Annotated in this window: 8 protein-coding genes; 4 read left to right on the forward strand and 4 right to left on the reverse strand. The window is 44.5% G+C overall.

What is annotated here, in order from left to right; all coding sequences use genetic code 11:
- The first annotated feature begins 155 nt into the window (after positions 1-155).
- From DYH63_RS03870 to DYH63_RS03885, 4 genes are all read left to right on the forward strand, one after another.
- Positions 156-7,067: a choice-of-anchor J domain-containing protein gene (locus tag DYH63_RS03870; RefSeq protein WP_116787554.1), complete on the forward strand. Its 6,912-nt coding sequence runs from the start codon at positions 156-158 to the stop codon at positions 7,065-7,067.
- A gap of 304 nt (positions 7,068-7,371) precedes the next feature.
- Positions 7,372-14,247, forward strand: coding sequence for an FIDD domain-containing protein (locus tag DYH63_RS03875; protein WP_162926914.1), 6,876 nt, complete (start codon positions 7,372-7,374; stop codon positions 14,245-14,247).
- 72 nt (positions 14,248-14,319) lie between these two features.
- Positions 14,320-15,255 carry a PorP/SprF family type IX secretion system membrane protein gene (locus DYH63_RS03880; RefSeq protein WP_116787556.1) on the forward strand — a complete coding sequence of 312 codons (936 nt, stop codon included), beginning with the start codon at positions 14,320-14,322 and terminating at the stop codon, positions 15,253-15,255.
- A gap of 21 nt (positions 15,256-15,276) precedes the next feature.
- Positions 15,277-17,145 carry an OmpA family protein gene (locus DYH63_RS03885; protein WP_116787557.1) on the forward strand — a complete coding sequence of 623 codons (1,869 nt, stop codon included), beginning with the start codon at positions 15,277-15,279 and terminating at the stop codon, positions 17,143-17,145.
- 242 nt (positions 17,146-17,387) lie between these two features.
- Here the strand turns inward: DYH63_RS03885 and DYH63_RS03890 are convergent, their stop codons facing one another.
- The 4 genes from DYH63_RS03890 to DYH63_RS03905 all read right to left on the reverse strand — a co-directional run bounded on the left by DYH63_RS03890 (position 17,388) and on the right by DYH63_RS03905 (position 21,973).
- Positions 17,388-17,684, reverse strand: coding sequence for a GNAT family N-acetyltransferase (locus DYH63_RS03890; protein ID WP_116787558.1), 297 nt, complete (start codon positions 17,682-17,684; stop codon positions 17,388-17,390).
- Positions 17,685-17,777: 93 nt separating this feature from the next.
- Complete coding sequence (locus tag DYH63_RS03895; protein ID WP_116787559.1) at positions 17,778-19,049, reverse strand: adenylosuccinate synthase; 1,272 nt, start codon at positions 19,047-19,049, stop codon at positions 17,778-17,780.
- A 110-nt stretch (positions 19,050-19,159) separates the two neighbouring features.
- Positions 19,160-19,612, reverse strand: coding sequence for a Fur family transcriptional regulator (locus DYH63_RS03900; protein WP_116787560.1), 453 nt, complete (start codon positions 19,610-19,612; stop codon positions 19,160-19,162).
- Between the two features lie 138 nt (positions 19,613-19,750).
- A complete protein-coding gene (locus tag DYH63_RS03905) occupies positions 19,751-21,973 on the reverse strand; it encodes a RelA/SpoT family protein (RefSeq protein WP_116787561.1) in 2,223 nt (740 codons plus the stop codon).
- Positions 21,974-22,193: the final 220 nt, after the last annotated feature.

Below are 22,193 nucleotides of genomic sequence, written 5' to 3' on the forward strand. Positions count from 1 at the left end.
AATTTATTGTTTTTTAAATAATTGATTATTAGTATTTTGTGAATATTTTTTTTTATTCTGTACAGTATTTGTCTATGAGTAGAAAAGTGTTGTAATTCATATTAAGTTTATTTTTGGGTTCTATGAACTCTCGAAAATTAACATAAACTTAAACTATGAGAAAAACTACCTACTTACTACTGGTACTGTTTATCTTTTCTGCCTGGTCATCTTACGGGCAGTGGTCAGAAGATTTTGAGTCGGGCATCCCGGCCAGCTGGCAAAGATTTACATTACTAAACGGAACACCCGGTACAGTTCCTTCCTGGGAAAATGCTACAGGAACCACTTGTCAGGGTACAGGTGCGGCATTTGTATCAAACGCATTAATTGGTGCCGGCAATACATCTCAGACATGGCTGGTAACCCCGCAGCTTGCAATTCCTGCAAATGCACAACTTTCTTTTAAGGGTGTTCAAACATATCCTGCGCAAAATGGTAGTATTTATCAGCTTTGGGTTTCACAAACATCTGCAACAGATGTAAGCACGTTTACAATGGTAAGGGCATGGACAGAGAATGAAATGAACCCCGGCAACCAGCTGGCGTGTGCTTCTCAAACGGTTAGTCTTGCTGCTTACGCTAATCAAAACCTTTATATTGCTTTTGTAAAACGCGATACCCAGTATGCAAACGTACTGCAGGGAGACCGGTTTACGCTGGATGATATAAGACTTACAGGGTTGTGTTTACCGCCAACATCATCTTCGGCAACGGCACCGGGATCAGATTTTGCCGATATTAATATCGTTGGTACAACAGGTGGCAGCTGGGATATTAACCTTATACCGGGCACCGGACAGGCAAATACAAATGTTGTAACACATAATGGCGCAGCATCTCCTGTGCGTGTTTCCGGCCTTACACCATCTACACCATATACATATTATGTAAGAGCAAACTGTGGTACTAACCAAAGTACCTGGATAGGCCCCTATAACTTTACCACATTACAAAGCAGCACAACAATGCCGTTTTCTGATAATTTTGAATCGAATACGGTAGGGTGGACGCTTACTAACGGCACACAGATAAACAAATGGGCCGTAGGCAATGCTACAAACAATGGTGGCCAGCGCTCATTATATGTTACAGATGATAATGGTGTTACTAATAACTATACCGCTACACAAACGGCAATAGTACACGCGTATCGCGATATCCAGATTCCGGCAACGGCTACTAATGTAGGTATCTCTTTCGACTGGAAAGGTTTAGGAGAGCTTAACGACTATTTTTATGTTTGGGCAGTGCCCACAAGCTTTACCCCGGTAGCCGGTACAGGTATTAACCCGCTGGTAAGCGGTGCAAACAGCAGGATAAGAATAGGCGATAGTTTTTTTAATTCTGCCAATTACCAGAATTATAGCTATATGCTTGATGCCACAGTTTTCAGGGGCCAGACAATGCGACTGGTTTTTGAGTGGAGAAACAACTCAATTACAGGCACGCAGCCACCTGCATCTATAGACAATGTATTAGTTAATGAAGTTACCTGCCCGGTACCTTCGGCTATTACCTATGCAGGTGTTGGCACAACAACGGCTACAATCAACTGGACAGAAACCGGCACGGCAGCGGCGTGGGAAGTACTTGTAGTACCTATGGGTTCTGCGTTTCCGGCAAACAATACAACGGGTGCGCAGGTAACTCAGCCTACTTATACAGCTACAGATCTTGCCCCTACATCTGGATATGATGTGTATGTAAGGTCGGTATGTTCTCCTTCAAATAAAAGTTTCTGGGCAAGGGCTACAACAAGGCTTATTACGGCCTGTGGTGTTATTATACCGCCATTTACAGAAACGTTCAACTCTAACTCGCCAAGCGAAGCTTGTTGGACCGTTGTTGATGCAAATGCAGATAACCTTACCTGGAATCTTAACACTACATACTTTATGTATGAAGGCGACCAGGCAGCATCTATTACCAAATACTGGAACTCTACCAGTAATAACGACTGGCTTATAAGCCCGGCAATACAGCTAAACGGAAACCAAAGGGTAAAATTCCGCTACAGGGTAGTATCGGCATCATATCCTACAGATATGGAGGTGCTGTTGTCTACTTCAGGAGCTGCACCGGCAAACTTTACTAATGTATTAATGCCGCAGCAATCCATTACAAATACAGAGTATCAGCAAAAGATATTATATCTTAACAACTATAATGGTGTAGTAAACATTGCACTGCATGTGCCAAATGTAACTACAAACTCATGGACACTATTTGTAGACGAGTTTGTTATAGAGGATATTCCGCAGTGTGCGGCACCTACTGCACTTACGGCATCTAACTACGATAATACAACTGCAAACCTTTCATGGACTGCCGGCTTTAACGAAACGCAGTGGCAGGTAGCTGTACAGCCGCAAAACTCAGGCATACCTACGGGTAACGGGGTATTGGTTAACACACCTTCATATGCTCCTACCGGCCTTAACCCGGCTTCATTGTATGAGTATTATGTAAGGGCTTACTGTTCTGCTACAAACCAGAGCGAGTGGGTAGGGCCGTTTGTATTTAATACCCTGGTTTGCCCTGAGGCTAACAGGTGTAATTATAAAGTAACGGTTACCGCTACAACAGGTAACGGTACTTTTGGCCGTCTTAACTTTTACCAGAACGGTATTCTTGTAGGTACGGTTAGTGCCCTTAGCGGCCTTGTTAACACAGGTACTGTTGCCATGTGTCCGGGTGTGCCATTTACCGTAAACTGGGATTATACAAACTGGGGCACCTATACTGCCGAAGTACTTGTACAGGATTCTTATGATGAAACCGTTTACAGGTATGTAAAAGGGGTAGACCCAATAATTTTGCCTATTACGGTACCGGTTTATTCTGGTACTGCAACCTGTACACCTGTAGCGTGTTCTAAACCGCTAAGTGTGGTTATGACCGCTAATACACCTAACAGCATTACGATTGACTGGACAGAATCTGGCAGTGCTACCTCATGGGAAGTATTTGCCGTACCAACCGGAGGGGCTGCACCAGATGCTAATACAGCAGGTACTGTAGTTACAGCTCATCCTTACACGCTGGCAGATCTTATACCGGGAACAAGATATTCATTTTATGTAAGGGCAGTTTGTAGCGATACAAGCAAAAGTACCTGGACACTTGAAAAAATATTCAGTACCCGCATTACAAATGATGAGTGTAGTACAGCATATGTGCTGCCTGTAAGTCCTACAGGTTACTGCGATACACCTTATCATGCTACACTAAACGGTGCTACGGCTTCGCCGCAGGCAAATACCTGTGGTATTGCTGCCTACGCTAATGATGATGTTTGGTTTGAGTTTACAGCTACAGCTACATCACACATTTTATACATAAATAACAGGGCAGGTTCTTCTACAAACCTTAACCTTAGTAAAGCGCTTTATGCTGGTGGTTGCGATGCACTGCAACAACTACTGTGTGTACAGGGTAATACTGTAGCCTATAACACTACCTATTTTATTACAGGTACAGGAGCAAACAATAATGACGTATTATTAAATAGCCTTACAGTAGGTACAACCTATAAATTAAGGATATTCTCTAACTACGCTACAGCAAACGATACCCGTTTTGATATTTGTATCGCTACACCGTCTGCGGCTATTGCCATTGATGAAACTACTTATACACCAGAACAGTTGATTACCAATGTACTTATAGATGAGAATTGTGCAGAAGCATCAAACATCAACTATTTTACAGGTACAAACTATGGTGCGCCGCATAATGGTATTGCTTACTTTAATAAAAACGGTGCAGATTTCCCTTTTGAAAGAGGTATTATCCTTTCAACAGGTAAGGCAACAAATGCAACAGGGCCAAAAACTACCATACAGTCGGCTACCTATATGCAAACCACGTCGCCTTATGGCACATTGTGGCTGGGCGACCAGGACTTGTTTAATTACATTACGGCAACAGGCACTTCGCAAGGACTTACAAACTTCTACAATGCCACATCAATAGAGTTTGATTTTATGGCTTATGGAACAGAAATGTCTTTCGATTTCCTTTTCGCGTCAGAAGACTACGGGCTGTTTCAGTGTAACTGGGGCGATGCTTTTGCCTTCTTCCTTACCGATGAGGCAGGTGCTACCCGAAACCTTGCTGTGATACCAGGGACTGATACTCCGGTTTCTGTAACAACAATAAGAGATTCTAAATATAATTACCCTGATGCAACCTGTGCCTCAGATAATGAAGAATCGTTTGATAAACTGTATGATGGTTACAAAGGTGTTTCAAGGTATGCAGCTTCTGCAAACTTTATGGGTAATACTAAGCCGCTTACAGTACGTTCGGCAGTAAACCCTGGCGAGCACTACCACATTAAAATGGTAATTGCAGAAAAGAATGACGGTAACTACGATTCGGCTATCTTCCTTGACGGAGACAGTTTTAATGTAGGCCGCATCAATCTTGGTGCAGACCTGCTTGTAAGTGCTAACAGCGCGGTGTGTTTTGGTGCTGAAAAAGTACTGAATACAGGCCTTAGCGCTTCATATTTTACATTTGTATGGACTAAAAATGGTGATGTAATTACGGGTGCAACGGCTCCATCATATACCGTTACAGAAGCCGGCACTTATGCGGTAACTGCTACGGTTATTACTTCGGGCTGTACTACATCAGATGAAGTTGAAGTAGAATTCTTTAATAACATCAAAACGATAGTACATGCTCCTGCAGATCTTACTTTATGTTCATCAACGGTAAATGCTTCATTTAACCTTGGCCTAAACACAACGGCTGTTCTTGCAGATGTGGCTACGGCTGCTGATTATGCTGTTAGCTATTATGAAACACAGCTACTTGCCGATGCAGGTAATGATGCCGATGCCATAGCAGATACAGCAAACTACAATGCTATTAATGACCATACTGTTTATGTAAGGGTAGAGAATACTGTAACAGGATGTTATACTACTTATACGTTTAAAACACTTGTAACTCCTAACAGTGTTGCGGTGCTTGAATTCTCATATCCTGCAACGTGTACTATAGCTACACAAAACCCTGCACCGGTAAAACTTGCCGGCTTTGCAGAAGGAGGTACCTACAGTGCTACAGATGCTAACATTACTGTTGATGCTACTACGGGTATAATAGACCTGACTGCTACACAACCGGGAACGTATCAGGTTACTTATACTTTAGCTACTGCAAACTGTGTAACTGGCGGTACTTACAATGCTACAATAGTAATTAATGCCACTACAGCACCAGCCATAACATTTAGCTATACCGATGTTTGCGAACTCGCTACTAATGCGCTTCCGGTATTGCCTGCGGGCTTTGTAACGGGCGGTACTTATACTTCGGCAACACTTACAGTTGATGCCCAGACAGGAGAAATTGACCTTAGCAGTGCTACTACTGGTACGCACCAGGTAGTATATGCAGTGGTTGCAAATGCTGCTAACTGTACGGCTGCTGATACCTTTACGGCAAGTATTGTAGTTACAGGCACTACTGCCCCTGCTATAACATTCAGCTATGTTGATGTTTGTGCCCTGGCTGCCAATGCGCTTCCTGTATTACCAACGGGCTTTGTAACAGGTGGTACGTATACCTCGGCAACACTAACAGTTGATGCCCAAACAGGAGAAGTTGATCTTACCGGTGCTACTACAGGTACACACCAGGTAGTATATACAGTAGCTGCCGATGCTACTAACTGCACGGCTGCTGAAAGTTTTACTGCAAATATTGAGGTAACAGCTACTATAGCTCCTGCTATAACATTCAGCTATGCTGATGTTTGCGAACTGGCTGCTAATGCGCTTCCGCAAGTACCAGTAGGCTTTACAACAGGAGGTACTTATGCTTCTGCAACGCTAACGGTAAATGCACAAACCGGAGCGATAGACCTTAGCAATGCTACGGCGGGTACTCACCAGGTAACGTATGCTGTTACTGCAGATGCTGCCACATGTACTGCTGCTGCTAGTTATACGGCTAATATCGTAATTACTGCTGCAACGGTTCCTGCAATTACATTTACATATACCGATGTTTGTGTACAGGCATCTAATGCGCTTCCGGTACTTTCGACAGGTTTTGCTACCGGCGGAACTTATGCGTCAGCAACCGTAACTGTAAATGCTCAGACGGGTGAGATAGACCTTAGTACTGCTACGGCAGGTACACACCAGATTACTTATACCACAACTGCTGATGTTGCAAATTGTATTGCAGGTAACAGCTACACAGCAAATATTGTTATCAATAACCGTATTGTTCCTGTAACAGGCTTTACCTACCAGGCAGATTACTGTAATGATACTGCTACGGTAACTCCGGATGTTGCAACCGGCTTTACTACAGGTGGTACATTTACGGTAAACAGTACAGCATTGACTATTAATCCTGCAACAGGTGTTATCAACCTTGATAATACAGAAGCGGGTACTTATGTAATTACCTACACCTATACATCTCAAAATGATTGTGAGCAGAGTGGCAACAGTTCATTTACACTTACATTAAGCAGCAGCCTTGCAGTAAACATTGCAGACAGTTGTGTAAACAATGTAAAATGGCTTGAAGCTGTTCCTGCAAACAATTCATTCGATGCAGCACAGGTAAGCTACCTGTGGGAAGATGCTAATGGTAACGAAATAGGTATCGACAGTGCTACATTTAATGCAACAGAATATTACAATGACAATCCAAACCTTACATTCCCGGCCACAATTACAGTAACAGTAATTTCAGGCAGGTGTAGTGTAACACAGGATTTTGTGATAGACAATGTATTGTGTGAAGTGCAAAAGGGTATTTCTCCTAATGGCGATGGTAAAAATGATTACCTGGATTTAAGGGGAATGAATGTAGGTAAGATAACCATCTTTAACCGATACGGTACTAAAGTGTATGAGAAACGCAATTATACCAACGAATGGACGGGTAACACCGATTCAGGCGAGGAACTTCCAACCGGAACATATTTCTATGCTATAGAGTTTACAGGCAAAGAAAGCAAGACGGGCTGGATATATATAAACAGGAATTAGAAGATTAAGTTTAATTGATTTTAGGTTGCAAGGAATTAAGGCGGCGGACATTTTCCGCTGCCTTTCCCCTTGCTTTATTTAAGTGTAAGGAGCATACAGCTCCATTTTGGTTTTATTGAATTTACAAGAAACCTGTTGTATCAGGTACCTAACACAGGCCGTATAAAGTGTAAATAACAGTTTGGCACAACTCTGTTTTTTATCGGAAATAACAACCGGAAAAAAACAAAATTGGCTAAATAGAGATTATTCGCACCTTTGTGCCCGTTTTAATAAATAAAGATTGATGTTGAAAAATTTGCTGATGAAAAAGAAGTTTTTATTGTTTTTAATGTTGATGCTATGCCTGCCATTTTTGGCAAAGGCGCAAGATCCGTGTACCCAGATTACCCCCGGTTTAACCCAGTTTACACCGTCTGTTTTAGAGAACGGGGTTTACACTGTAGACCTTGGATTAGGCCTTTCACTTTCGGCAGATGCTACTACGGGTACTTCGGGCATCGATCCGGCTTTGGTATCATTCCGTTGGACTTTTAGTAACGGGGCTATCTTAAATGGGCGCAGTATAAATTATACCTTTTTGCAGGAGGGTACTACTACTTTTACACTATCTGCCATATACCAGGCCTGTACAGTTTCGGTTACTTATACTGTAAATGTGCAGGATGGCGTTCCGTTCAGGCTTTACAGCCAGTTTAATGGCCGTTATGATTATATGGCTATTGGTAATACCATGAACCTTCAGGAAAATGCAGGCATACTGGTAAGTGATGAATGCGGTGTTTTAACCGAATCATCTGCTACACTGGCATTGGCGCCAACACAACATATTGCCGCTGCATACTTGTACTGGGCAGGTTCTGGCCTGGGCGATTTTAATGTAAACCTTAACAGCACACCCGTTACCGCACAGCGCACATTTTATTCAAACATAACACCCGCTGTAAATAACCCGAAGATGAACTTTGGCGCCTTTGCAGATGTTACCAGCCTTGTAACCGGTAGCGGTACATATACTCTTTCTGGGCTTAACATTATGGCTACCCTGGCTAACGACCGTGATTATTGCTATCAGGGCATCAACTTTGCCGGATGGTCAATCATAATTGTTTACGCTAACGACAGCCTGCCATATAATCAGGTAAGTGTTTATGATGGTTTTAAAACGGTAGACCGCCAAAATGGTACGCTGCAAATCTACCTTGATAACCTTAATGTGATTAGCAATGTTGGTGCAAAAATTGGATTTTTGGCATGGGAGGGCGATGCAACAGGATCTGTAGATGAATCATTAAAAATTAATGGTGTTGCAATTGGCAATCCACCTTTAAATCCGCTCAATAATCCGTTTAACGGAACCAATAGCTTCACAGGGGCAAGCAACCTGTGGAACATGGACATTGATTATTACGATATCCAGAACAGGATAAGCGTAGGCGATACCGATCTTGATGTTACCCTTACTACAGGGCAGGATGCGGTAATAGTAAATAACATTGTTACCGTGGTAAACAGCGAATTACCGGACGGAAGTATAGAGATGTTTTTTTACACCGGTAATGAAACCTGTGGAAGCCGCGATATGCAACTGGTGTATATGGCTAAAAACTATAATAGTACAGCCCCGCTTCCGGCAAATACGCCCATTTCGGTTTATGCCGATAATATATTGCTGAGTACGATTTACACTCATGCCGATATTCCCATCGGAAGTTCAGAGGTTAATAGTGTAATGGTAACATTGCCTCCGCAGGTTCCTGCAAATTTCGATCTGACATTTGCAATTGACGATGACGGTACCCATACCGGTACGGTTCGTGAAATTAATGAAGATAACAATACCTACACAGAGGCTATTGCTTTAACTACCCAAATTGAACCGCAAACCATAACGCCATTATCTCTTTGTTCGCCAAATAACAATAGCGAAGCGGTGTTCGATCTTACAGATGCTACTACAGCTGTGGTTAATTATGAAATTGATTATTACAGGACGCAGGCAGAAGCAGATATCGAGGATAATGCCATAACCGCACCCGAAACATTTACATCTGTAAGTACAACAGTGTTTGCCAGGATTTACAGTGCTACAGCTCCTTCTTGTTTTGCTATAGAACCTATAGTACTTACTGTAAACAATGGCCCTGAGCTTAATACCGCGGGCAACCCTTTTGTATATGTTTTATGCCCCGATGCAGGTAGTAATGATACAGCAACGGTTGCGTTGTTAAGTAATATTGCGGCTAACCTTAAAGATAATACTTTTCAAAACATAACGCTTTTAGCAAATACGGGGCAGGATACTAATTTAGCTAATTATGTCATTACCTATCACGCTTCCGCAGATGATGCACGAGATGGAATTAGTCCGCTGGCAGATGGTTACCGTGCCATAAACGGGACTACGGTATATCTTCGAATACAGTCTAATACAACAGGCAGTTGCGCCACTGTGGGCAACGTGCAGTTTTTTATAGAACGTCCTGTTGCCATTGTGCCATCTGCGCTTCAGGTATGTGGCAACACTACAGGAATATTTAATTTATCAGATAAAGATGCAGAAATAACCAACGGTACGGGTTCTTATACGGTAAAGTATTATCTTAATTCTGGCGATGCTACTATAGGAGGGAACAATAATCTTCTTGCTACAGCATATACAGGCACAGACCTTCAGGTAGTATATGCCCGTGTTGAAGATATACGTACAGCATGTGCTACAGTAGTGCAGTTAGAGCTAAGGGTAAATCCTGCTCCCGTGGTACGACTACCTAATGCTTTAGGTATATGCGATGACGATTATGATGGCTTTACTGTTTTTAATCTACATAGTATTGAGCCGGGTTTAAACCTGGATGTACCTGCAAATTATACAATAACCTATCATTTAGATATAGCGGCTGGTGTTACTATTGCAAGCCCTGGTTCATTTGTAAATACTACTATAGATACACAAACTATTTATGTAAAGGTAGCCAGGAATGGTGCGGCTGGTTGTGTTACTATATTCCCGCTTGATCTTGTGGTTTATCCTAAGCCGGCAATTCCTTTAATTACAGATTACATACTTTGCGATGATCCTTCAACTACCGGAAATGTAACTACATTTAATCTTACATCAAAAGATAATGAAGTTACAGGAGGTGTTGCATCGCTTAATGTTTCATATTTTACAAGTCAGGCTGCCGCCGAAACAGGTATAGGCAGTATCATTGCGCCGCTAACCTATCAAAATACGGCTTCACCACAAACCATCTGGGCAAGGGTTGAGAGTACTTTAGGTTGTTATAGTATAGGTTCATTCAACCTGATCGTTAACCCGCTACCATTAGCGGATTTAAGCAGCCCAATTTTCTACGCGTGTGAAGAAACCCCGGGTGAAGGCTTGTTCTATTTTGACAGGTTAGACCCGGTAATGATGGGCGGCCAGGCCGGTTATACGGCACTGTACTATGAAAACCAGGCCGATGCGGTACCTGGCAATGCGAACTTCATTACGGTCAACCCGTACCTTTCGGTAAACAAAACGATCTATGCCTTGGTAACCAATACGGCTACGGGCTGTAGCGTTGTTGCACCGGCCCAACTGGAAGTACAACCGGCGCCTATCGCACCAAACCCAACCGACCTTGAAGAATGTGACTTCAACAACGATAATGTAACTACGTTCAACCTTCAGGATGCACTGGATGAGATCCAGGCGGCAATGGGAGGTACGGTAACCCTTACGATCCATGAGACGTCAGCGGATGCAAACTACCAGAACGGGACCAACCCGATCACCACGCACCTGAATGACTATACAAACATCGAGGCACAGACCACGGGAGGCATCCAGACGCTTTACATCCGTGTAAACTCAGCCACTACCTCATGTTTTGACGTAGTACCGCTACGCCTTGTGGTGCACCCCGTACCGGAAGCGACAGACCCACTTGAGGACTATGCGCTTTGCGACAACGGCGCCAGTGATACCGACGGGCAGGCGATCTTTGACCTTACCAGCTACCAGGCTATCGTGCTGAACACGATGAACCCTGCCCAGTTTACAGTAACGTACCATACCGGCCTTAGCAGCGCACAGCTTGGCACCCCGGCTATCGCTACCCCGGGTACACATACGTCAGCCACAGCTACAGTATACATCCGTGTAACGAACAACGCTACGGGCTGTTACGACATTGTACCGCTAAACCTGGTGGTGAACCCGCTACCTGTAGTAACAAACCCAACGCCGCTGGTACTTTGTGATGAGCATAACTCCGGCGATGAGGTCGAGGAATTTGACCTTACCGCTAAGACAGACGAGATCACAGGAGGCGTAAACGGTTTAACCACCACGTTCCACACGAACCTTGCGGATGCAGAAGCAGGTACAGGAGCAATCCCTAACCCTGAGACGTATGAAAATAGAAGCTCCCCTGCGGTGCAGCCAATTTTTGTAAGGGTAACCGATAATGTAACGGGCTGCTACCGTATCGTACTACTGGACATCCGTGTAGAGCCACTTCCGGTACTGGTAAGCCCAACGCTGGATGAACTGACCATATGCGATACCAACGGCTCAGGCTATGGTAATATTGACCTGGACGCGCTTGTAGCGAACATGGTCAACAATGGTGTAGGCTTAACAGTAGCCTTCTACCGCACACAGGATGATGCAGAAAGGGGCAACAACCCTATACTGAACACGTCCGACTATGAGAACGTAACACCGGGCAGCCAGGTACTTTATGTAGTTGCTACCAATACGGTAACAGGATGCCGTTCTATAGTGTACCCGATCACGATCATCATTACCCGTGCACCGATAGCAGTAACGCTAACCGACCTGACGGACTGTGATGATGAAGACAGCGACAATACCGACCACAGGAGGGTATTTGACCTGACCCAGAAAGATGCTGAGGTATACACCCAGACCGGAGTTGCCCCGGGCAGCTACACGATCGAGTATTTTACCAGTGAGGTGAATGCACAGGCCGGAGCACCACGCATCACCACACCACAGAGCTACCGCGGCACCGACGGCGAGCAGGTATGGGTAAGGGTAAGTGTACCGGGTACGGACTGCTACCAGGTAAGCAGCTTTGAGCTGCATGTCAATGCGCCACAAGAGCTTGCCACCCCAACCGTACTGATGCTTTGTGATGAGGCCCTTCCAAACGACGGCAGGACCGCCTTTGACCTTACGGCAATGAACGACTATATCCTGACGCCAACCGGCATCGGGGAAAGTAACATCGTAGAATACTTTGAAGACAGCGCCTACACCAGCCTGATCAGCCCTGCAAGCGCCTATACCAATGCCACCAACCCGCAAACGGTGTTTGTACGTGTTACCACGCCACAGGGTTGTGAGAGCTACAGCAGCTTAACGCTAAGGGTAGTGCCAAGGCCAACGCCAAACATAGCGCCAACACCACTGGAGCTTTGTGATACGAACGATGCCAACCTTGGCGACGGTATCGAGGTGTTTAACCTTGACCTGGCCAGGCGCAACATACTGGGCGGGGATACCCAGAGCCAGGTGGCCTACTATACCACAGAAGCGGCGGCCGAAGCAGGCGACATTACCGCTGCAGAATACATCGTTACCCCAACAGCGTATACGAGCGTAACCCCATGGAACGATACGGTATATGTACGTGTAACGCGTACCGATACCCAGCCGGGCGCACCGGGCTGTGCAGAAGTTGTAGCCTTACCGCTTATCGTAAACCCACTGCCACCGGTATACGACAGCACAGGAGTAGTACCATTGTATGCGATCTGTAACGACCCGACGACCGGCTTTGAGACATTCAACCTAATCGGTCATATAACCGACCTGCTAACCACTGCAGGTGTAAACCCTACCGATTATGCAATCAGGTTCTATAAAGACATGGCTGCCTATACGGCAGGTACAGCACTGCCACATAACTATACCAACGTAACGGCAGGGCACCAGCAGATCCTGGTACATGTAACAGACAACACGACCCGTTGTGAGATACTGACAACCTTAGATCTTTACGCGGAGCAGGCGGCAGTAGCCAACCCGGTAACCTCACCGGCCAACAGCCCAATGGTGGAATGTGACTATGACGGTACAAACGACGGCTTTACGGAATTTGACCTTACCCCTGCGGGTGCAGAAGTACTGGGCAGCCAGAACCCTGCACAGTACACACTTGGCTACTACACCAGCCAGGCCGCCGCTGAGGCAGGCGACATCACGGCAGCGGAGTATATAGCAACGCCTGCAGCGTTTACCAATACGGTATACCTTGGGCAGACGATCTGGGTAAGGGTAACCAACACCAGCACGTTCTCACCATGCTATGCAGTAACAAGCTTTAACATCAGGGTAAGCTTGCTGCCAACACCAAGCATTACCAGTGAAGACAACGATGATACATTGTGTGTGGAATACAGCAGTGGCAACGTAAACAAACCGGTGTACCTGCATGCAGGCGACACCACGGCAGGCAACACCTACCAGTGGTACCTTAACGGCACGGCAGTAGCCACGAACGGCACCTCAGAAAGGTACACAGCAACCCAGGAAGGCCTTTACACGGTAGAAGTATGGAATGCAGACAGCTGCATCTCAGATGCAGTGGCACCGTTTGAAGTATTCCTTTCAGGGCCGGCGGAAATCATTAATACAGGTTATGTGGTAAGCAATGCCTTTGGGGACAACCAGACGGTAACGGTGCTTGTACAGGGCTATGGCGACTACCAGTACAGCCTTGCCCCTGAAGATGCAGACGGCAATGCCACACCACTGGGCCCATGGCAGAACTCCAATGTATTTACTAATGTACCACTGGGCTTCTTTACGGTATATGTTCGCGATGCGAACACCCTTGAGATCAATCCATGTGATATGCTGAGGATACCGGGTGTAAGCGTAGTAGACTACCCTAAATACTTCACGCCAAACGGCGATGGCATCAACGACTACTGGAACATCATCGGGCTTCAGGGCACGGGTGCAAGGATCTTTATCTTTGACCGCTACGGCAAGCTGATCAAACAGCTAAGCCCTGACAGCAGGACCGACAAAGGCCAGGGGTGGGACGGTACCTACAACGGCAACCCGTTACCGTCAGACGACTACTGGTTTACGGTTGAGTTCAACGAGAATGGCCATGCAAGGACCTTTAAGGCACACTTTGCGATGAAGCGATAATGTAATGATTGGTTTGCAGTGTTAAGAAAATATAAGATCACAGTAATAAGAAAACTAAAACAGGAATTATATATGAGAAAAATTTATCTTGGAGTTTTACTGGCCTTTGTAGGGTTTACGGATGCTGTAGCACAGCAGGACCCACACTACACACAGTACATGTACAACATGAACGTAATCAACCCTGCATACGCTGGCAGCAAGGAGAATTTAGCCTTTGGGCTTTTATACCGCAAGCAATGGGTAGATGTAGACGGAGCCCCGAGTACGGGCACGTTTTCAGGCCACAGCCCGGTGGGCAAGAATGTAGGATTGGGCTTATCGGCGATTACCGACAAGATCGGCCCTGTGAATGAAACCAATGTATATGCCGATTTCAGCTACACCCTTAAACTTGGCGGCGCGCACAGGCTTGCCCTGGGCTTAAAGGCCGGCGCTACCTTCCATAAAGTAGGATTGTTCAGCGATATTGGCAACGGCTTTGTACCGGACCCTAATGACCCTGCATTCGCAGAAAACGTAAACAATACCTACTTTAACATAGGAACCGGAGTGTTCTACTACACCGATAACTACTACTTAGCGTTTTCGGTACCCAACATGCTAAAGAGCAAACACCTTGACCTTACGCAGAACGCGCAGGACTACCGTTTTGGTTCAGAAGTATCGCACTACTTTTTAACGGGAGGTTACGTATTCCAGGTAACCGACAACTTCAAGCTGAAGCCTTCGTTCATGGTAAAATCGGCCTTTGGTGTAGACCCGTCTATCGACGGCTCACTAAACGCGTTGTTCTTTGAGAAATTCGAGATCGGGGCCACTTACAGGTTAGACGATTCATGGGGCGGTATGGTAAACTATGCCATCACACCGAACCTGAGGATCGGCTATGCATACGACCACATCGTGAGTGACCTTAAGGTAACCACACCTGCCTCACACGAGATCATGCTGCTCTTTGATGTCAACTTCCCGAAAAAAGTATCACGTTCACCACGTTATTTCTAACCAAAAGCAAAAGACAGGACCATGAAAAATTTATATCTTACCCTTGGCTTTCTGCTTATAGCCGGTTCGGCGATGGCGCAGAGCGAAGAAACGAAGGCTGCCGACAAACTATTTGCGAGGCTTGAGTATGTAGATGCGGCGCAAGCCTACCTAAAAGTAAAAAAGAAAGACAACTACGTAGCAAAGCAACTTGCCGAGAGCTACTACAATATGTTCAACAGCAAGGAAGCGGTAAAATGGTTTGCAGAAGCCACTAAAACGCCCCAGGATGCCGAGACGTACTACAAATATGCACAGATGCTTAAAGCAGAAGGCAAGTATGAGGAGAGCAACGTGCAGATGCAAAAGTTTGCACAACTGGCACCCAACGACCAAAGGGCGGTAACCTTTAAACAAGACCCGAACTACCTGCCTAAGCTCCGCAACCAGGCCAAACTCTTTGATGAAAAAGTACTGGACATCAACGACAAGAAATACGGCAGCTTTGGCGCGGTACTGACCAATGACAACACCTTGTACTTTACCAGCGCAAGGAACACGGCAAGGAAAACCTATGGAGCCAACGATGAGCCGTTCCTTGATTTGTACCAGGCCACCTATAATGCCAACGGTACGATCAGCGAACCCACCCCGGTAAGCGATGTGAACAGTAAATGGCATGACGGCCCTGCTTCGGTAAGCCCTGACGGCAATACCCTGTACTTTTCAAGCGAGAGCTTTAAAGAAAAGAAACAATATGTAAAAGACAAGGAAAGCAACAGCAAGCAAGGACAGGTATACCTGTACAAAGCCACAAAAGTCAACGGCAAGTGGGGCAACATCGAGGAACTGCCATTTAACGGCAAGACCTGGAGTACGGGCAATCCATCAGTAAGCAAAGACGGTAAATGGCTGTACTTCGCATCGGACCGTGAAGGCTCGATGGGTGGCAGCAACGACATCTGGAAAGTAGAGATCAAGGGCAACAACAGCTATGGCGAGCCACAGAACCTTGGGCCAAAGGTAAACACCGAAGGCAGGGAAAGCTTCCCTTACATCACCGATAGTGACAAGCTATACTTCTCAACCGATGGCAGGAAAGGCTTTGGCGCATTAGACGTTTATGTGATTGACCTTAAAAAAGGCACCGAGGCACAAAACGTAGGCCAGCCAATCAACACCGGAAAGGACGACTTCGCCTTTACGTTTAACGATACCAAAAAGATCGGTTTCTTCTCAAGTAACCGTGACGGCTTTGACAAGATCTACCTTGCTACCCCGGTATGTGGTGTAGAAGCCATTGTAATGGTCAGGGACTCAAAAACAGGCAAAGCCATTGCAGCAGCCAAAGTGGCTATAGTAGATGAAAAAGGCAATGTTATCGAAACCCGCACGGCAGACAATAAAGGGCAGGTAAACTACAACATCGACTGTGACAGGCCATATACCGTACAGGCCAGTGCAGAAGGTTATGTAAACAACACCTTCCCGGTAGCCAAGACCGCAGGCGGAGAGGTAACGGTAAATGCTAACCTTGACCCGATCGAAACGATCGTAAAACCAACAGAGATCGTGCTTAATGAAATATTCTTTGAATACGACAAGAGTAACATCACCAAAGAAGCAGCCTTTGAGCTTGACAAGGCGGTAGCCGCGATGAAAAACAACCCGGCCCTTGTGGTATTGGTTAAGTCTCATACCGACAGCCGCGGCAGTGACCAGTACAACATGAGCCTGTCGAACAGAAGGGCAAAGAGTACGGTACAATACATCATCTCAAAAGGCATTGCTAAAGAGCGTATCTCAGGCAAAGGCTATGGTGAGAGCGAACTGAAAGTGAAATGCACCACGTGCACTCAGGAAGAACACGCACAAAACAGAAGGAGTGAATTCCTTATCGTGAAGCAATAAGCCAAACGTATAAGCACAAATAGATTTAGGGTAATTTTTTCTCAGGCCTGCCGGTTGTGTACAGCACTCCGGCAGGCCACTTTTTTTTAATTAAAAATGTAATTCCATTTGAGGGAGGTATCGTTCTTTAATAGAACTTTCTCTTTGGCCTGTTTTTATGAATCCAAAATGTTTATAAAAATCTACAGTATTTGGCTCTGATTCAAGTACTACTTTTTGGATGCCAACAGCTTTTATACGGGCTAAAAATCTTTTAGGAGATAGCTGCCATAACCTTTACGCATATAATCGGGTAACACAAATAAATTATCAAGCGTTACTGTAGTATCACTTTCCATGCAATAAGAATAGTAGGCAATGGTTTTCTCTTGAATTAAGAGCTTAAAAACATGATTTGTTTCGATATACGTTTTAGAAATCGTAAGTTCCTCTATCCAACTTTCAATTTGCTCGTCAGAATAGCCCCAATGAGCTTTAGATTTCAGGGTAATATGGGTTAAGGTTTCGGCATCTGCTAAAATGGCTTGCTTTATAATCATAACATGAGGCAACTGGTTTGATAAAAGTACAATTTAAACACATTAAAAAAGGGGCAAAAAGCCCCTTTAAAATCATTTAGCTACTGCCAAATATTATTTTATTATTGTTTGTTTCCTGTCCGGGCCTACAGATACTACTTTGATAGGCACTTCAAGTTCAGCTTCAATAAATTCTATGTATTCTTTTAATTCTGCCGGAAGCTCATCGTAAGATGTCATTCCCGTTAGGTCAGCAGCCCATCCTTTTTTCTCAACATATACAGGCTCTACGTTTTCAGGCTCTATATTGTATGGGAAATGCGAAATTACTTCACCTTTATATTTGTAGGCAGTACATACCTTAAGGGTTTCAAAACCACTAAGTACATCGCCTTTCATCATATAAAGCTGTGTAACACCATTTACCTGAACTGCATATTTAAGCGCAACAAGATCTAACCAGCCACAACGCCTTGCACGGCCTGTTACCGATCCAAACTCATTACCTACACGTGCCATGGTAGCACCATCTTCGTCAAACAATTCAGTAGGGAAGGGGCCGCTACCCACGCGGGTAGTATATGCCTTAAATATACCAAACACATCTTTAACCCTGTTAGGGGCTATACCAAGGCCGGTACAGGCACCGGCAGCGGTGGTGTTAGATGATGTTACAAACGGATATGTACCAAAGTCAATGTCAAGCAATGAACCCTGTGCACCCTCCGCAAGGATAGATTTTCCTGATTTCATAGCCTGGTTAAGGTACTCTTCGCTATCAATAAAAGTTAGCGTTTTAAGTACTTCAACAGCGGCGAAGAATTCAGCTTCAAGCTCTTCAAGGTCATATTGCAGGTCTACATTATAGAAGTCGATCATTGCCTGGTGCTTATCAGCAAGGGCACGGTAATGCTCTTTAAAGTCAGCCAGTTCAATATCGCCTACTCGAAGGCCGTTACGCCCTGTTTTATCCATATAGGTAGGACCTATACCTTTAAGGGTAGAACCTATTTTAGCCTTACCTTTACTTGCTTCGCTTGCTGCATCCAGCAGGCGGTGTGTAGGCAGGATAAGGTGTGCTTTGCGCGAAATAAGCAGGCGTGATTTAATGTCGATATTAAATTTTTCAAGGCCTTCAAGTTCTTTCTGGAAAACTACGGGATCCATAACCACACCGTTACCAATAATGTTAACTGAATTGGTATGGAAGATACCACTTGGGATGGTTCTTAATACATGTTTGATGCCATCAAACTCCAGCGTGTGGCCGGCGTTTGGCCCGCCCTGAAAGCGTGCAATAATATCATACCCCGAGGTTAGTACGTCAACAATTTTTCCTTTGCCTTCGTCTCCCCATTGTAATCCGAGCAGTAAATCTACGGTCATTCGTGTTCTGTTTGTTGTTGTTTATTTAGTAATCGTCTGATTTTGTATTAAAAACAAAAACCAATCCTTATTCAGGGTTGGTTTGCCGATGCTGTTTTTTGCAGCAAATATTAACTTTCTGCCGCCGGCTGTTTTTTACTGCCGTAAAGGTATAAAGAATGGTTATGAATATCAATACCAAAAATTTCCTCTATGGTTTTTTTGATGCTTTGTATCCTTGGGTCGCAAAACTCAATTACCTCGCCGGTGTCGGTCATTATAATGTGGTCGTGCTGCTTATCAAAGTACGACTTTTCGTAATGACTCTGGTTTTGGCCAAACTGGTGGCGTCTTACCAGGCCGCATTCTAAAAGTAGTTCGATGGTGTTGTAAAGCGTGGCACGGCTTACACGGTAGTTTTTATTTTTCATTTTGATGTAGAGCGATTCTATATCAAAATGTTCCTGACTGTTGTATATTTCCTGGAGTATGGCGTAGCGCTCAGGAGTTTTCCTGTGGCCCTTGTCTTCAAGGAATTTGGTGAAGACATTTTTTACAATATCCTGGTTTTTATTATTTTCCATAGTGTTATGCAAATACGCGCAAAGATACGCTAATTTTTTTGAACTGAAAGTATTTTAAGCTTTTGCCACGAATTACACAAATTGCCCCGAACCATCGGGATAAATTATAGGTGAAACTCATTTAATTCATGTTTTACCCTAATTATTATAAATCCTGGTTACCTTATCTATACCATCAATTTTTTTAATGGCTTCAATAAGCTTTTTAAGCAGGCTGTTGTTTTTTACCACAACGGTTACCTGTCCGTTAAAGATACCGGCATTACCGCTAAGCGATATGCTTTGTATGTTAACGTGCATATTGTTAGATATAACCTTGGTAAGCTCGTTAGTAAGGCCAAGGCTGTCCATACCCGTAATTTTAAGGGTAGCCTTAAATTCTTCCTGGCTGGAGTCTATCCATTTGGCAGGCATAATACGGTAGGCATAATTGCTCTGCAGCCTTATGGCGTTAGGGCAATCACGTTTGTGTACTTTAATACCCTCGTTTATGGTTACAAAACCAAACACGTCATCTCCGGGAATAGGGTTGCAGCAGTTGGCAAGCTTGTAATCGAGCTTATCTTCATTTTTACCAAAAACAAGTAAATCATAATTCTTGCTGATCTCTTCTTTTTGTATCTGTTCCTGCGGCAGTGATGGCGACTTTTTGATCTTCGCTTTAAAGAAGTTCATAAAAGTATTGCTCTTTAATGCTGCATAATCTTTTAACTGCTGGTTATCAATAGTGCCTATACCAATGCGATAAAACAAATCGAGGCTGGTTTTTAGCTTAAAGTAGCTTACAAGCTCGTTTACCGTAGGTTCATTGAGCGTAATCTTAAGGTGGCGCAGCTTACGTGTAAGCAGCTCTTTACCATCTTCGGCTATCTTCTTGGTGTTCTCGTTAAGTACATTTTTTATCTTGTTCTTAGCGCGGGCGGTGGTAACATAATCCAGCCAGTGCGAATTTGGCTTTTGGTTTTGCGATGTAATAACCTCTACCTGGTCGCCACTATTAAGCACGTGGTTTAGCGGAACAAGCTTACCGTTAACCCTTGTGCCGCGTGTACGGATGCCTATCTCTGAGTGAATGCTAAATGCAAAATCAAGCGAGGTAGCACCTTTTGGCAATGATTTAATTTCCCCTTTTGGAGTAAACACATAAATCTCTTTAGAATAGAGGTTCAGTTTAAAGTCTTCCACAAAATCTACCGCATCGCCAGAACTGTTTTCCAGAGCTTCCTTAAGCAAGTTGAGCCAGGTTTCAAGTCCATGCTCTTCGTTATTGCTGCCCTGTTTGTATTTATAGTGGGCGGCGTATCCTTTCTCTGCCACTTCATCCATACGTTCACTACGCACCTGTATTTCTACCCAGCGGCCTTTAGGTCCCATAACGGTAATGTGCAGTGCCTCATATCCGGTAGATTTAGGCGACGATATCCAGTCACGCAGCCTGCTTGGGCTTGGACGGTAATGGTCTGTTACTATCGAATAGATCTTCCATGCCAGAAACTTCTCGTCGTGCGTGTTTGACTTGTAGATGATGCGCAGGGCAAACTTGTCATACACTTCATCAAAGGTTACACCCTGAGCCATCATTTTACGGCGAATGGAATAAACTGATTTTGGCCTGCCCTTAATGGTATATTCTATACCCTCGCTATCCATAGAAGATTTAAGTACGTCTGATATCGATTTGATATAGGCATCCTGCTCTTCCTTGGTTTCCTTCATCTTGCCTACAATGTCGTTGTATACTGATGGCTCGGTATATTTAAGGCCAAGGTCTTCAAGCTGGTTTTTTATGTTATAAAGCCCCAGGCGGTGTGCCAATGGTGCATATATATATAATGTTTCAGATGCTATTTTGGCCTGTTTGTACTCGGCCATGCTGTCCATCGTCTGCATATTGTGCAGGCGATCAGCTAGTTTTATCAGGATAACGCGTACATCATCATTCAGGGTAAGGAGCATCTTGCGGAAGTTCTCTGCCTGCATTGATATTTCCTGGTCGGTTTTTACCTGTGCTATCTTTGTAAGCCCCTCTACGATCTGCGCTATTTTTGGGTTAAACATCCTTTTGATGTCTTCCACAGTAATATCAGTATCCTCTACAACATCGTGCAACAGGGCAGAAGCAATTGAGGTGGCACCCAGGCCAATTTCTGACGCAACAATTTTAGCCACCGCAATAGGGTGGAAGATGTAAGCCTCGCCACTTTTGCGGCGCTGGTCTTTGTGGGCATCAACAGCTACATCAAAAGCCTTACGTATGAGCTTCTTATCATCTTCGCTAAGGGTTTGGTAGCTTATGCGCAGCAACTCCTTGTATTCTTTGGCAATTGCCTTATTTTCCAGTTCTATATCTATCTCAGTCATACGTTATCTCGTCTGCTTTAAAAGTACAGAAAATATTTATGATTAACAAGAGAACCGGACAGTTGGATTGTTAGATTTTTGGATAATTATAACAATTGAAGGTTGTCGTTGATGTCGCAGCTAAATAAAATTATTTACCCGGCTTTCCGATAGGGCTGAGGGCAAGGATAATTAGTGTAGCAAAAGCAAGAAACCCCGCAAAATTGCGGGGCTCCTCAGC

The organism is Flavobacterium psychrotrophum, assembly GCF_003403075.1.
GTDB classification, from domain to species: domain Bacteria; phylum Bacteroidota; class Bacteroidia; order Flavobacteriales; family Flavobacteriaceae; genus Flavobacterium; species Flavobacterium psychrotrophum.